13 protein-coding genes and 1 tRNA gene are annotated in these 14,970 nt (G+C 64.8%); 10 read left to right on the top strand and 4 right to left on the bottom strand.

The window, feature by feature from the left end; translation table 11 throughout:
• The first annotated feature begins 100 nt into the window (after positions 1-100).
• Complete coding sequence (locus JW613_RS32070) at positions 101-628, top strand: hypothetical protein (protein ID WP_209214369.1); 528 nt, start codon at positions 101-103, stop codon at positions 626-628.
• A 48-nt stretch (positions 629-676) separates the two neighbouring features.
• On the opposite strand, the gene JW613_RS32065 is transcribed toward JW613_RS32070, so the two are convergent.
• Positions 677-1,339, bottom strand: a complete 663-nt coding sequence (locus JW613_RS32065; RefSeq protein WP_209214368.1) for a pentapeptide repeat-containing protein — start codon at positions 1,337-1,339, stop codon at positions 677-679.
• 204 nt (positions 1,340-1,543) lie between these two features.
• Here JW613_RS32065 and JW613_RS32060 point away from each other — a divergent pair, with 204 nt between their 5' ends.
• From JW613_RS32060 to JW613_RS32030, 7 genes are all read left to right on the top strand, one after another.
• Complete coding sequence (locus JW613_RS32060) at positions 1,544-2,545, top strand: zinc-binding dehydrogenase (protein WP_209214367.1); 1,002 nt, start codon at positions 1,544-1,546, stop codon at positions 2,543-2,545.
• 69 nt (positions 2,546-2,614) lie between these two features.
• On the top strand, positions 2,615-3,409 hold the full coding sequence (mltG, locus tag JW613_RS32055) for an endolytic transglycosylase MltG (RefSeq protein WP_209214366.1): 795 nt from the start codon (positions 2,615-2,617) through the stop codon (positions 3,407-3,409).
• Positions 3,410-3,497: 88 nt separating this feature from the next.
• Complete coding sequence (locus JW613_RS32050) at positions 3,498-4,109, top strand: dihydrofolate reductase family protein (RefSeq protein WP_209214365.1); 612 nt, start codon at positions 3,498-3,500, stop codon at positions 4,107-4,109.
• Between the two features lie 416 nt (positions 4,110-4,525).
• Positions 4,526-4,702 carry a hypothetical protein gene (locus JW613_RS32045; RefSeq protein ID WP_209214364.1) on the top strand — a complete coding sequence of 59 codons (177 nt, stop codon included), beginning with the start codon at positions 4,526-4,528 and terminating at the stop codon, positions 4,700-4,702.
• Between the two features lie 432 nt (positions 4,703-5,134).
• The gene (locus tag JW613_RS32040) at positions 5,135-5,455 is read left to right on the top strand and encodes a hypothetical protein (RefSeq protein WP_209214363.1); all 321 of its coding nucleotides are present in this window, start codon (positions 5,135-5,137) and stop codon (positions 5,453-5,455) included.
• Between the two features lie 219 nt (positions 5,456-5,674).
• Entirely contained in the window at positions 5,675-5,842 is a 168-nt protein-coding gene (locus tag JW613_RS32035) for a hypothetical protein (RefSeq protein ID WP_209214362.1), read from the top strand.
• 113 nt (positions 5,843-5,955) lie between these two features.
• Positions 5,956-7,482: an FG-GAP repeat domain-containing protein gene (locus JW613_RS32030; protein ID WP_245226623.1), complete on the top strand. Its 1,527-nt coding sequence runs from the start codon at positions 5,956-5,958 to the stop codon at positions 7,480-7,482.
• 279 nt (positions 7,483-7,761) lie between these two features.
• On the opposite strand, the gene JW613_RS32025 is transcribed toward JW613_RS32030, so the two are convergent.
• Complete coding sequence (locus tag JW613_RS32025) at positions 7,762-8,346, bottom strand: TetR/AcrR family transcriptional regulator (protein WP_209214361.1); 585 nt, start codon at positions 8,344-8,346, stop codon at positions 7,762-7,764.
• A 98-nt stretch (positions 8,347-8,444) separates the two neighbouring features.
• On the opposite strand from JW613_RS32025, the gene JW613_RS32020 reads away from it, so the two are divergent.
• The gene (locus JW613_RS32020) at positions 8,445-8,831 is read left to right on the top strand and encodes a nuclear transport factor 2 family protein (RefSeq protein ID WP_209214360.1); all 387 of its coding nucleotides are present in this window, start codon (positions 8,445-8,447) and stop codon (positions 8,829-8,831) included.
• Between the two features lie 188 nt (positions 8,832-9,019).
• On the opposite strand, the gene JW613_RS32015 is transcribed toward JW613_RS32020, so the two are convergent.
• Together JW613_RS32015 and JW613_RS32010 are read right to left on the bottom strand one after the other, a co-directional pair.
• Positions 9,020-9,116 (bottom strand) — tRNA-OTHER (locus tag JW613_RS32015).
• A gap of 1,021 nt (positions 9,117-10,137) precedes the next feature.
• The gene (locus tag JW613_RS32010; protein WP_209214359.1) at positions 10,138-10,707 is read right to left on the bottom strand and encodes a LapA family protein; all 570 of its coding nucleotides are present in this window, start codon (positions 10,705-10,707) and stop codon (positions 10,138-10,140) included.
• Between the two features lie 1,611 nt (positions 10,708-12,318).
• Between JW613_RS32010 and JW613_RS32005 the strand changes: the two genes are divergently transcribed.
• Complete coding sequence (locus JW613_RS32005; RefSeq protein ID WP_209214358.1) at positions 12,319-14,928, top strand: tetratricopeptide repeat protein; 2,610 nt, start codon at positions 12,319-12,321, stop codon at positions 14,926-14,928.
• Positions 14,929-14,970 lie beyond the last annotated feature (42 nt).

Below are 14,970 nucleotides of genomic sequence, written 5' to 3'. Positions count from 1 at the left end.
CCCCGCACCGGGCGACACGTGCCACCCGCGTGCCGGACCTCTCGGCCCGCGGCGTCCGGGGCCGAGACAGGCGTGCCCCCAGGCGTGACACCATCGCGCCGTGCTCGACATCGGTTACGCCCTCTCCCGCCGCTTCCCCGACCCGCCCCAGACGGACTACCGCAGCGCTGACGTACGCACCCTGCGGCACGACCTCTTCTGCGGCGACGTCTATCTCGCCGACACCGCCACCGACCGCGAGCTGTCCACAGCCTGGGGATGGGTGCCGGTGCTCGACTTCGCGTGGGCGCTGTGCGACGTGACCGAAGAGCTGGGCGGCAACCCTCCCCCGGCCTCCGGCCGGGAAATGCTCCCGGACAGCCGGTCCCCCGGTCCGTTCCGCGCCACCCTGGACTTCACCGAGTCCGCCGAGTTGCTGCACTTCACCCGCCGCTTCGGCTGGGTGGAGATCACCGCGGACTGGTCGGCCGACGACGAGGGACCGCTCTCCTTCTCCTACGGCGAGCTGCGCCGGGAGGCCCGCGACTTCCTGCACGACCTCGTCGCGGACCTCTCCGACATGCACGAAGGCCTGGAGGCCAACCCCGTCGTCTGGACCCTGATGGCCCGTTTCCCCCGGCTCCCATGAGCGGGGCCGCCGCCGGTGCGGGACCCGGCGAGGCACCGGTCCGGCCCCTCAGGACTCCACCCGCACCCCGATCTGCGCCGCGAACGCCGGTGCGAGCTCCATCAGTTGCCCCGGGCTGATCACGGCCCCCGCCAGCCGGTCCACCCCCGTGGCGAGCTCCAACTCCGTCGCCCCGCGCAGGTCCACGTCCTTGAGCCGCACCTGGTTGAACTCGGCGCGACGCAGTGCACAGTCGCGGAACTCCACTCTTTCGAGTGAGGCCGCTGAGAAGTCGGGCTCGCTCAGCACACAGCCCTCGAACGTCACATCGGTCAAATTCGCCTGCCTCAGATTCAGGAAGTCGATCTTCCCGCCCCGCACCAGCACCCGATTCAGCCGTGCCCCGTGCAGTTGGACACCGCCCAGCCGCGCGTCCCGCAGCTCCACATCTCGCAGCTCGGCGCCCGCCAGCTGGGTACCGACCCCCCAGACCCCCTCCAGCACCGAGTCGATCACCCGCAAGCGCCCGAGCCGGGCCTCGTCCAACGCGCACCGGTACACCCCCACGTCCAGGAACGTGGCCCCGCTCCCGTCCGTACCGCTCAGATCGAGCCCCTCGAACCGCACTCCGTCGTAGTCCCCGTCCGGCTCCAGCCCCTGCCCCTCGAAGGGGCGCAGCTCGGGCAGGGAGATCTTGGGGCGCCGTGCTCCACGTACTGCCGATGTCGCCATGTCCTCATGCTGACGCCCACCACTGACAACGGCGGCTCGTCGGACTGCGGACGCCTGCCACCGCCGGACTGCCCGAGAGTTGCCGTTGACTTCAACCACACTTCAAGTCGGAACCTTGCTGTGGACATCGGGACCGGCCGGCCGGGTCGGCCCCTCACCGACGCCTCGCCGACCCTCACCGGCCCGCCCCGGAAGGACCCGCCCATGTACGCCGTACGCCTGCACGCCTTCGGACCCGCCGAGAACCTGCGGTACGAGCAGATACCCGACCCGACACCGGGCCCCGGCCAGGTGCGGATAGCCGTCCAGGCGGCAGGGGTGCACCTGATCGACACCACCCTGCGCGCGGGTGTCACGCTCGGCCCGCTCCCCCTCCCCGAGCTGCCCACCGTCCCCGGCCGCGAGGTCGCCGGGACGGTCGAGGCCCTGGGAGAGGGCACCCCCGAGCACTGGCTCGGCCGCCGCGTGACCGTGCACCTCGGCGCCGTACCCGGCGGTTACGCCGAACTCGTCGTCGCCGACGCGTCCGCCCTCCAGCCCGTACCCGAACCGCTCACCGCCGCCCAGGCCGTCGCCATGATCGGTACCGGGCGCACCGTCATGGGGGTGCTGCGCGGAACCAGGATCGGGCCCGAGGACACCGTGCTCGTACTCAGCGCCGCCGGCGGTATGGGCGCGCTGTTGACCCAGTACGCCAAGCACCAGGGCGCCCGCGTCATCGGCGCCGCGGGCGGCCCGGCCAAGACGGCCACCGTCCGCGAGCTCGGCGTCGATCTCGCGGTCGACTACACGCTCCCCGACTGGGCCGACCGCATCCGCACCGCGTACGGCGACCGACCCGTGCACCACCTGTTCGACGGCCCGGCCGGTGCGCTCGCCCGTACGGCGCTGGACCTGCTCGCGCCCGGCAGCACACACCACGCGTACGGCGGCTCGTCGTCCCTGCTGGCGGGCGACGACCACCAGCCGCCGCCCGAAGCGGTCCTGACGCCCGAGGAGTTGCGCTCCAGGGGGATCACCGTCCGCTCCTTGGCGGCCGCCTTCATGATGGAGCACAAGCGCGAGCTGGAGGACGAGTCGCTGGCACTGGCTGCCAAGGGCGTCATGACACCGCTCGTGCACACCTTCCCGCTCGCCGAGGCCGGCGCCGCACACCGCGCACTGGAGACCCGCGGCACCACGGGAAAAGTGGTGCTGATCCCATGACCGCAGCCGGCGCCCGACAAACCGCAGCCGGGGTCCGACGCACCACTGGACTGGCCTACCGTTCTTCCCATGACCACCAGGACCGGGAAGCGGAAGCGATGGCTCGTCGGGGTGTCCCTGCTGTGCGCCTTGGCCGTGGTGACGGCAGCCGTGGTGCTGATCCGGCAGTACCAGCAGGAGTGGCGGACGACGTCCTTCTCCGTGCAGGAAGGCTGGCGCGCCTCCCAGGTGTACGAGGAGGCCGACAAGGCGCTCTCCGTACCCGAAGGGACGACGAAGAAGGCAGCCGAGCGCGCCGCCCGCACGGGTGAGCTCAAGCTTCCCGCCGCCGCGAAGGGCAACCCGGAGGGGTACTTCTACCCCGCCGTGTACACCGTCCGGTCCAAGACGACGCCGACCTCACTGCTCAAGTCCATGAGCAAGAGGGCCCGTGAGCGGCACGCCGCGGCAGGCGCACGCGACTACGACACCCTCACCATCGCCAGCGTCATCCAGGCCGAGGCGAACACCCCGGAGGACATGGCCAAGGTCTCCCGCGTCATCCAGAACCGCCTCAAGCGCGATATGCCGCTCCAGATGGACTCCACCATCAACTACGCGCTGGGCCGCTCCACCCTCAAGACGAGCCATGCCGACACCCGTCTCAACTCCCCCTACAACACCTACCGTCACAAGGGCCTCCCTCCGTCCCCCATCAACAACCCCGGCCCGGAGGCCATCAAGGCCGCCCAGCACCCCACTCCCGGCGACTGGCTCTACTTCGTCACCGTCAAGCCGGGCGACACCCGCTTCACGCACGACTACGCACAACACGAGAAGTGGGTGGAGGAGTTCAACAAGGAACAGGCCAAGGGCACCTCGTAACCCTCGGCCCCTGCCAGGACGGGGCCACCGATGATTACTGCCTTCGAGGCCGGTCCGTGAGGGGTAACGCTCACTGAAAGGAGACGTGATGAGTCACGACTCGGCACCCCTCGGCCACCGGCAGCAGGTGTTCGCGTTCTTGTTCTGCTCCCTCGACGGCTATCACGAGGGACCCGGCGGAGAACTGGGGTGGGGCCTCTACGACGAGGAGTTCTTCGACTGGAACCTGCGCCAGACCCGGGAAGTAGGCGCCCTACTGCTGGGCCGACGCACCTACGAGCACTTCGCCGACGCCTGGACCTCGGAGCGGGCCGCGGAGGAGATGCCCGAGGTCACAGCCTTCATGAACGCCGTTCCCAAGACGGTGGTGACCAGCAGCGGGCCGATCACCCCCTGGAAGAACACCCGAACCACCGATGGCAGCGACCTGGGTGCCGAAGTCGCCCGGCTCCGGAGCGAATTCCACGGTGACGTCGCGATCTTCGGAAGCTCCGACCTGACCGTGACACTGCTGGAGCAGGGCCTGGTGGACGAGCTGCGAATCCTGCTGCACCCGGTGCTGCTGGGCCGCGGTCGGAGCCTCTATGCCGGCCTGAAGGACCGCATAGACCTGACAGCCGGAGCGGTGACCGCCTTCCGCTCGGGCAACGTCCTGCTGCGCTACCGCCCCTCGCTGTCGGACCGCGCCATCAACGACTAGGACGACGCGAACGCCCGGACCAGACCCGGCCACCACCGGCATTGCCGTGGCCGTCCGACACGTCGGGGGCCCTGTTCTCCACGCAACAGGGTCCCCGGCCGGCCGGGGACTCTGCGTGCCTGCCCTTGGCCACGTGGCCGGATCACGACACTGGCCGGAATCGGTTCTGTACCGAGAGGTGCGATGCCGCTACAGTTAGACGCTCATTCTTCTACGGAGAAGGAGAGGAGGAATCCGTGTCGAACCGCATGTATCGCTGGGCCACCAAAAGCCCCGTACGAGGTGGCGCAAGCCGTAAGCGGCGAGAAGCTGCTGGAAGGGCCGGATCCTTCATCTTCTCCGCCCCAGGGAACATTTCTCTGCCCGTGTGAACACACAGAATGCGCGCCCGGCCCGTGCGCGGGGAGGCGAGCGCGATGTTCCTCCAAATCCTTGAAACCCTGGGCACCTTCTTCGGCGGCCTCGGCGCCCTCATTGCCGCCACCACCCAACTCCTCACCTTCCTGAAGAAGAAGGAACAGGAGGAGAGGGAGGTCGGCAGCAGCAGCGGCAGCGACGAGGCAATCCCGTGGATGATACTCACCGCATACTGACGTCACCTCGCCTCCTTCCCCGGCACGGACATGCCGTGCCGGCACGCCGAGATCCGACCCCACCGAAGGCAGGCGATGGCTGGCGCGGAAGCATCGCAGTATCGCTCGACTGCGGCCGTTGCAGCCCCTGTACCGCACCGCTATGACGGCCGCAGTACTTGTGGTAACGGCGCAGCGACTCCAATACGCTCGAGGGCGCCTGAAAGCAATTCAAGAGGGCTGCGACGAAATCCGACGCCTTTCGCCCTCCCCCTCGCGGAGAACTACTTCTCCGCAAGAAGCCGACACCGCCACGATCCATCCACAGAGTCGGCAGGAAGCAGCCTCGGCAGAAACCCCGGGGCGAACGGATCCGCCTCCGAGACACGTTTTCCCGTGGCCCTCCGGGGAATGATCCGGACGTAGGTGATTTCAGTGGGACGGGGGCTACTCATGGGCGATACGTCGCGATCGCACCACAACAATGGGGATATAGAAGACGCTTCTTCCGAGTCGGAGGAAGAGAAGCCGGAGAACGAGGAGCCGAAGGACAAGAAGGTGGAGCGGGAACCACTGCCCGAACGCAACTCCGATCGTTTCGACGAGGGACCTCCGGACCCTCTCGCCTCACTGCTGGCCAAGGTCAACAATGGGGAGGCCATTCCGGTTCCTGGCGGCAAGGCGGGCAGCGAGGACCGGGATCTCCAGGAGGAGGAGTGGCGGCCACACGACCGCAACGGCCCCTACGGGCAAAGGCGTCGCCGCAAGAATTGAAACGACGCGGCCCGAAGCAGGAAACGCCCCCGAGGCACCTGATGAAGCTACGGCTGTCACGGACACGGTAGTTGGGCGACAACGCCCACAACTGCCAATGTCCGAGCTCGCCCAGGCCCTTTCAGACCGCAAGGGTTGAGATGCGGCACACCTCCGCCCACACTTGAGCCGGAGGCACCCGCGAACCGCGGGTCCGGGTCGTCCCAGTGCGAGGGCCTGATGGACTACGGCGACGAGCGCAAGATCCGCAGAGCCGTCGCGCGCGGCATACGGGACGCCGAATCCGGCGAGATCGAACCCGACGACGGCTGCGGCTGCTTTTCCTTGATCATCACTCTCGCCCTGATCGCGATCCTTGTATGGGTGATTACTCACATTCCGTACTAGGAGCACAATTCGGTCGGGCCGACGCCCCTGAGACGGCTGGCGCGGAATCAATCACACAACAAGGTCTCGTAAGTGCTGGAGTTGTGTGCCCACCGCCAGTGAGTATGGGGCGCATGAGTACTGGCCCACGTCCGTTACCCCTCACTGCACGGGCCGGTGGTGCCGCCTGCCTTGTCCTGGTCCTCCTCACCGGGTGCGGCAGCGGGGGCGGTACGCACGGGAAGGACTCCTCCAAGAGCGGCAGCCCGTCGGCGGGCCCTCCCAGTGCGCCGGCCGAAAGCCGTGCGCCGAGCCGCGGCAAGGGGTCGAAGGACCCCGACGACTTCAACGGCGACGGCCACCGGGACCTGCTCCTGTCCGTCCCCGTCGGCGACGACCGGAAGAAGCCGGAGAGCCTCGCACCGGAGCAACTCGCGATCGTCTACGGCTCCTCGAAGGGCCTCGACGCGGCTACGCGCACCGTCCACTCACGGACCGATCTGGGTATACCGGTCGGCGAGCAGCGGCCCGTCAGCACCGAGGACGTGGTGGCCGCCGACCTGGACGGCGACGGCTTCTCCGACATCATCACGCCCGCCGACAACGGGAAGTACGTCGCGGAGGGAAACATCCGCGCTTCCAGGGTCCTTCCGTACGTGACCTGGGGCGGCCCCTACGGTCCCGGCACTGCCGACGGTCCCGGCGGTACCGGTCGTTCCAGCGGTTCCGGCCGTTCCGCCGGGCAGAAAAAGGCGACACCGGTGCAGCTGCCGTCGAGTGTGTCCCGGCTGGGCGTGGAGGACCTGGTGCGGGGTGACTTCAACGGGGACGGCCACCACGACCTGGCGGCGTCGGCCCAGAACAAGTCGTCCACCGTGCTGCTGTACGGACCGTTCTCACGGTACGGCGCACCCGCCCGGACGAGCACCGCTCTGCCGTGGTCGGAGGGAGGACTGGTCGCCGACGACATCGACCCGACCGGCAAGCCCCGCGCCACCTCCCTGCTGCGGTACCAGGCCGACGGAGAAGGGCAGGGCGGCAACGTCCTCTACCGGGCCGGCAAGGGCACCGGCCCGTCCACGGCTGGTGAGACGCTGCGCGAGGGCAACGCGCACGCCTTCGGCGACTTCGACGGTGACGGACAGCGCGACGTGGCCGTGGGCGACGACGGAAGTCGCAACAACGAACCCGGCCACACGACGGAGCCCCGGGACGTCGACGGCTCCCTCGCCGTCTATTTCGGCAGCGGCAAGGGACCGGCCACCCACCGACTGCCCGCACCACCGAAAGGCGCACGGGACGCGTTCGGCCCCGGTGGGTACGTCGCCGCCGACCCGGACGGTGACGGGCGCGACGGCATCCTGGTCGCCACGTACAAGGGCGCCACGTTCATCGACGGCACGAAGCGTACGAGGGTTCTGCGGCGGGGGGCCGCGAAGACGGACGGTGTGAAGACCCCCGCGAAGTTCCGGCACGCCCGTCCCGTCGGCGCTGCCGACTTCGACGGCGACGGCAAGGACGAACTGGTACTGAACTGGGGCCCCGGCACGTTCTTCGGCACCTACGGCAGGCACCCCACCCACTGGTGGATCACCGAAGGGGCGACGGCCCGCGACCGGACGTCCTTCACCACCACGTCCTTCACCCCCGCCCCTTCCTGACACACAGCGGAAGGCGCCTGCCGCGGTACGGCGCTGCAGAGGCCCCGTACCGATCCCGGTGCGGGGCCTGCGACCTTCGGAGCCGCCTATCGGGTTCGAACCGGTGAGGGCCGCGGCCGTCCTTTCCGGGACCGTGAGCGCCAGTGCGAGCGCTCAACCAGCGCCGCCGAAGCCCGCCCTCCCCGGCCGCCTGGGCGGTGGCCGAGGGGTTCTGAAACAGCAGGGCGTCAACCGGCTGTGCAGACGGCGTTCCGCTGGAGCGAGGAGAATGGCCGAAGGTCAGGGCTCGACTGAAGGCTCGCCGATGAGCCCCGCGACGAGTTCGCGGACGTACGCCTCATCCGTGCCGGGGATCGAGAAGACCACCCGGAAGTAGAGCGGCGCGACGATCCGGTCCAGGACCTGCTCCAAGGACGGGGGCGGGGGTGTGCCGCCGCGCTCCCGCGCCGTGTCGAGTACGGGTTGGAAGCGCTCGCTGACCCTGCGCAGGCACTCACGCAGGCCCTCGCGCCGCTCGTCGACGTCGGGCGCGACCTCGGCGCGGAAGAAGGCGATGCCACCGGGCCGGGAGAGTTCCGTCAGCGTCCAGACCGCCTGGTTCTCCAGGTCGGTGCGCAGGTCGCCGACGAGTGGGGGCGCGCTCGCGTCGCCGCGGTGCTGGGCGACGTCGGCCAGCAGGGCGGCGAGCGTACCCCAACGCCGGTAGAGGGTGCTGGAGTTGACCCCCGCGCGCTCGGCCACGGCGGGGAGGGTCACCTGGTCGGCGCCGACCTCGCCCACCAGCTCGACCGCGGCGCCGTGCACGGCGGCACGGACGCGGGCGCTGCGGCCGCCGGGCCGCTTCATCGATGCGTCAGCGTTCACCCCTCCACTCTAAAGCAAAGAGTTGCGCCTTAGCTGCCGGTGTGCCTACAGTCGCACTAAAGCAGAGATCACCGCTTTAGCGCTGTGAAGGGAATGCCATGTCCACCAACGAAGCCCCTCTCGACCTCGGGCGCAGCTTCCACCAGGCCCTCGTCTCAGGCGACTGGGACCGCCTCCGGGCCCTGCTGCACGACGACGCCACCTGGACCCTGCCCGGCGACAACGCCATCTCCGGCACAGCCGACGGCGCCGACGCGGTGGTGGAGCGCGCTCAGCTGATCGCCTCGTACGGCCTCGACTTCGAGCTGCTGCATCTCCTGGTCAGCAGGGAGAACATGGCACTCTCCCTGCACAACACCGCGCGCCGGGAGGACGCCGTGCTGGACGAATACCTGGCCACGGTCTGCCGGCTCCGCGACGGAAAGATCGCGAGTATCGAGACCTACCTCTCCGACGTGCCCGGCATGAACGCCTTCTTCGTCTGACGAACCAGTAAGGCCCCCTGACCGCATGGGCGATGCCCTGCGTGGCATCAACGAGTCGACCACGATGACGGAGCGAGCGGCGCTCCCGCCCGCATCTGGTCTTATCCCCAGCCGTTGATGTCAGAACTGATGTCACAGCAACGCCAAAGGCCCCGTCCCACACCAGGAACGGGGCCTCTGACCTGCGGAGCCGCCTGTCGGATTCGAACCGACGACCTTCTGTTTACAAGCTGTGGAGAGGTCGGTCAGAGACGGTCATAGGAGCCGTTTCCGAGTACGGACGGCGGGTGAACGACGTCGGCGGTTATTGGGGTTGCTGTACCTCGCTGCTGTACTGCAACTCCACCCCCTCCCCACCGCCTGCTGGCCCCGTGCTCCCTGCTGTGCCCCGCCCGCGCCCTCGGTGCGCTCTTCCGGGACTCATCGCCCCATCGCACGGTTCTACTTGGGGCCTGGTCGGCGCCTCCGGAGAGGGGACAGGGCATGGGCTCAGTAAGCCAGTGGGCGAAGGACACCTTCGGTGAACTCACATGCAAACTGGCGGACATTATCCCAACCTGCCTCATCAGCGCTCATGACCGGGCACGAGACTGTCATGAGGCGGTCCGTACTCAGACGCTTGAGGCTTATGGCAATGGCTTGTACGCGGCGCAGTACGAGGTTCTAGCCGAGGGACTCACCCCTTATGGAGAACCGCTACTCTTGCGCGGCCGTAAGGTCATGCTGGTGAAGGGCCGCTTGCTCTACCCGCTGTGTTATGCCAAGCGGGACGTACCTGTGACGGCCGTCCGTCTTCGCAGCTCTTATGGGCTCCGTGCGGAGTTGATCCGGGAGCTTGCGCCCACGCCCATGCAGCAAGAGCTTGAACTGGGGCTGGACGAGCTGCGAGGATCCAAGACCATTCCAGAGATACTGAAACACCCCGGCGTGGAGGGGCTTGTCCTCCTGCCCTACGCCTGCTCAATGCAACGAGGGGTGATGCGAGCAGAGTGGGGCACAGCCGAACTTCCCCATGGAAGCCGGGAACTCATCTGGCATGGGCACGACCCTCTATGGCCATGACGCCCATAGCCAGGGACATGAGCTTGGGAACACGGGGCTGATGGGTGTCAACGATGAACTGACCAGCGGCAACGGTCCTGGGGGGAACCCTGGGCCCTCGTACTGGAACCCGCCATTGACCGTGGCTTACCGTCGTATGGGGCACGCAACGGGCACCGCCATGAGCCCTGCTTCGCAGCGAGGTGGGTGCGGACAACATCTGTTCTGCCGGGCGAGCGATCGAGGTCTCGGCGTTGGCGCCGTCCTAGACCTCTGAGCTGGACTGATGAACTGGGGTGTCAGCGGCCAGGGCCAGTTCCTCGATCCGCTCAGAAATCTTTGCATTGAGCGTGGCGCGACGCTGCGCCACCTCTTGGAGACTAGATCCCAATTCTTCGACAAGGATTGAGGACCGATCGCGAGAAGGAGACAAAATCTCGCGCCTCAACTGCCAAGACAAGTGGTCAAGACGGTCGAAGATTTCTGCGGCCAATTGCTCCACCGAAGGGTCTGGCAGGATCACGCAGTAGCCTTCCTTGGCTGCTACCCCGCCAGCTTCTTTGATGTCTTGGTCGAACTTTTCAGGGTCGACATCGACTCCCGATGCCAATCTATGCTGTGCCTGAAGTGCGACTTCCAGCCAGGCCCTACCCGCAAAACGCAGTGACGTTAGCCGGACGATTTCTTCCTTCGCTTGCAGCCTTCTGCGTTCTTTCCCTTGTTCCGATATTTCGCGACGGTGTTGGCGAGAAGAGGCGAAGACGGTGGCACCGGCCCCGATCACCGCACCCCCCAGCCCACTGATGAGGGAGTAAATCGCTGCTGTATCGGCCACAGGACCACTATGACATGGCAGAACGATCACCAGGAATGGTGAGTCCTGGACTCGTTGGGGCCGACGGTAGGTGCTCAGCCCTGGGCCATCGAGATGCCGCTGATACCGCATGCAGGGAAAGTTAGCCACGACGGCGGGAGAGCCGCCGCGCACGCGCAATGGTCCCCTCAGCCACCCACCGGCATCAGCCACGCTTACGGCTTTGATCTTTGACCCGCAGGCGCCTCCGCGAAGCCCCAGCCGGCCGTCAGCGATGGCGCAACCGGCCCGCAAACCGCGACGAGACCGGGCGCCGCGCCACGGGCCTTGTCGGCTTCGTGCACTTGATGGTGCTCGTGTTGGCGGGCGTTGGCCGATGACCGAGCCGTATCGAATGAAGTGGGCCGTACTTCTGCGACTGGCGGGTTGTTGTTTCGGGTTGCGCGCTGAGCGGTCCGGGGTCGGCGCTGAGCGGGGCGGAGACAGGAGCGGGCGGCGGCCACGGGCCGCCAGCGCGCGCGGCCCGCGTCAGCGGGCCGCCTTGAAGTCGTAGAGAAAGTTGTTACGCAACGGGCTTGTGGCGGCATAGTTGCCTGTACTGCTCTGCGCAGGGCGGGAGCTGGACTTCTTCGCGGTGGGCCAGAGGCAGGGAGCGAGCCCTGCGGCCTATCCGTGTCGTGGCCGTTCCGACGTAAGTCAGCGTGAGGTCGTTCGTGCAGGCCTCGGTGAGTGCCTGGAGCGCCTTCCTGTGCCTGAGCCAGCGGCTCACCAACTCGAACGGCTCGTCCTCCAGCGCTGAGCCCAGGCTCTGAGCGCTACTCGGATCGCAGCGCCCCCGGTGAGCACTGTCCCCGTAGGTCTTCACTAAGCTCTGCGGAACCCCGCAGCAGCTGTACGGCACGGAAGATGTCCCACCCGCTCCACCAGGGGCAGGACCGCTCACTTGCAGAGCCGACTGTCGGATTCGAACCGACGACCTTCTGTTACGGCTTCAGGCAGGTACCCATCACTGAACGTCGCCAGTCCGCTTGCCGTGTGTCAAAGTCGACAGCCCACGGGCGATGACTGCCACCGTTGCCGTCAGGCGTCTCGGTCTCGAACGGGAGCGAGCTGCAACGTCGCACCCAGCGCTCGACCACGGTTCCGACGTCGACAGATCCGCGCAAAGCGCCCACACGGCAGAGCATTCTGCGCTAGAACCGTGACAGTTGAAGCGTGCCAGCCTGCCCAGGAGACTCACATGACGAGCACAGCTAGGCGAGGAGTTGCTGTCGCACTCGCGGTTGTCGTGGCGACTGCAAGCGGCGTCGTGACAAATCTTGCCACTGACCAACCCAGTTGGAGTTTGTGGACCGCTCTTATCGTGCTCGTTGCGCTAGGAACTTCCATTCAGCTGTATCTGACGTATTCGCCCAGCCCAGGCAGCCATACAGAGGTCGCTGCGGTTGGCCCGGGGGCTGTGGCGATCGGCGGTTCGTCGCAAGGAGAGATCACAACCCGAGCGGCCGGCACCGCGTCATCGCCTCCGCAATCAAACGCTGCAGTAGCCGCGCACGGCCCAGGGTCAGTTGCTATTGGCGGCGACAATGAATCCTCCGTCCAGACGAATGCCAGGCGAGCGGAGTTTTGAGGATGCGACGCAAGCCGGATACGCAAGTAAGCGGCCAAGCAGCCGTAGGCATCGGGAACGACAACCACGGATTAATTATCACTGGCCCAGTCACTCTCAAGCAGGAAGAAAGCAACACACGCACGGGCCCAGCACGCCTTCTCCCTCCTGGACTTCCCGATTTCACGGGGCGCCAGTCCGAGATCGAGGAGATCGAGCTAGGTAACAGGTCGAAAAATGTAATGGCCACCATCATTACGGGAAAGCCCGGCGTCGGAAAGACCTCTCTGGCGCTACACGTGGCATACAAGTTCTACAGTGAATACAAAGACGGCGCGTTCTACGCCGACCTGCGGGGGATCGAAAAGGACCCCACTCCGCCTCATGAAATCCTGGGACGGCTCCTCTCAGGGGTTGGAATCCCAGAAGAGGAGATTCCGGCAGATGTAGATAGAAGACTAGATCGCTACCGACAGGAATTCAGTGGCCTTCGTGTCGTAATCATCCTTGATAATGCGGGAAGCGAAAGTCAAGTTCGCCCACTGATTCCCCCCGGTGGCGAAGCCCTCGTTTTGATCACTAGTCGATTTCAACTGAATGGTCTTGAAGCTGTTCGACAACTCTCCCTCGACGTCTTTGACGAGGAATCATCGATTTCCTTCCTACGCAAGGTAGTAGGCGATTCAGCACTCGAGGAATCAATCACAAGTGCTCGCGAAGTCGGCACCCTGTGTGGCCACTTGCCTCTAGCCCTCAGGATCGCAGCTAACCGACTACGAATGATTCAAATGTCCGACCTAGCCGAAGAGCTGCGTGACCAGCAAAACAGGCTAGGGGCTCTAGAGATCGGCGACCTCGCGATCCGCGCGGCATTTAACCTCTCATTTCGCAAGCTAGGAAAAAACAAGCGGAATTCCCTCAAGAGGCTTTCTTGTGTCCCGGATGTTGATTTCGGCTCCGGGATATGCGGCGCACTCGATGATTCAGATGAGCAAAGTGCGGCCCGCACACTCAGGAAGCTGGCCGAAGCGAATCTTATTGAGGCTTCAGGCAGGCCAGGAAGGTATCGTTTTCACGACCTTATCAAGGTATACGTTCGAGGGAAATTCGAGCAAGACTCCTACAAGAAAAGAGAAGCTGCAACTAAGCGAATGCTTGACTGGGTATCATACTCGGCTCTAAAGGCGAATATGATCCTGACTGGGCAGATCGAAAATATTCAGTTTCCCGCAACCCGTATGGCCAAGATGGATTCCGTCGAGGATGCCGCAACCTGGATGGACCAAGAGGGTAGGAACGCAACGTCGGCTATTCCCTTGCTGATTCAGGCCAATGATCCAGATAAGGCGAAGTCCCTCGCCGTGCAACTCTGCTTTGCGTACGAATTACTTGGGGACTGGCAAGCGTGGGAAGACGTAATCAGCCACGGCATCCGGTTGGCAAAACAGTTTCCTAGTTCCTTCTATGAGCTGACCATCCTTGGTGCGAAGGTTAATCTGTTGCGGTACAGGCGTGATTTCGACTCAGCACTCTCCCTCGCTGAAAGCATCTACCCCAAAGCACTAAGCACCAAGAATAAGATGCTGATCGCTAACACCACGAACCTTCTGGGCTGCCTTAGGATGGATGTTGGCGACAACGATGGAGCCCTCCCGCTTCTCATGGAGTGCCTGTCCCTTAATGAAGACATCGGCTTAAGACACGAAATCGGGAAGATTCTATACAATCTCGGAACGGTTCACAGGTCATCCGGCCGCTTCCATGAAGCAATCAAGAATTTTGAACAGGACCTGGAAGTCTGCCTTGAGGCCAAAGATGCCTCTGGCGCTGCCGAGACCATGAATACTCTCGCGCTAACATTTATCGATATTGGCGAATTTGCAAAGGCGGAAAAATATCAGCGGGACTCGTTGCGAATCTTCCAGAGCCTGGGGAATCCCCACAAGGTAAGCATGGTGTGCAACGACCTAGCTGTTTGTCTGCGGCAACAGGGAAGGATCGAGGAGGCACTTGAGCTTCATCTGGAAGACGTTGAAAGATCCCGTCAATGTGGAAATCTTTCTGGAGAAGCGCTCGCCAAGGCGAATGCTGCCGTCCTCTTGATGGTAATCGACGAGAACGAAGAGGCCGACTCGCTTTTCAAGGAGGCAATTTCCATTTTTGATGCCCTAGGTGATCGGGTCCGTCTGGCGCGTACCGTGGTGGGGCAGATTCCGTTGCTGTTTCAAGTCAACCAAGGAGACCTGGCGGCAGACGAGGCGAACAAGGCAATCGCAATACTCCTGCAGCGGGGTGAAATTAAGGACGTGGTCCATGCTCACGCAAGCCTAGCCCTCGAATTCAATAAAAGAGGGGACAATCCTTCGGCGCTACCTCATGTGGAAGAAGCCCTGCGCATCACAGAGGAATTCAAATCGCCAATCTTCAGGGCAACCGCATGTCTCATGGCAACGGTGGTGTTCAGTGATTTGGAGCAGAGTGACCCTGCGAGGAAATATGTGAAGGAGTTTGCCTCGATCGTTAATGAGCGTCCTGAGTTGGCTGTCTATTTCGCTGAGCACTACCCAGTCCTGGTTCAGAAGGGGTACCCAGAAATGAATGACTTGAGTTCCCGCATGAAGCGCAACGATTAAGGGCCACTGGGCATCACCGGCAGCATTCCAGATAGTTCTGAC

Source organism: Streptomyces smyrnaeus, assembly GCF_017676345.1.
Classification (GTDB): Bacteria; Actinomycetota; Actinomycetes; order Streptomycetales; family Streptomycetaceae; genus Streptomyces; species Streptomyces smyrnaeus.
Note: the sequence above shows the minus strand (reverse complement) of the source record. Positions and strands in the feature narration are given on the sequence as shown.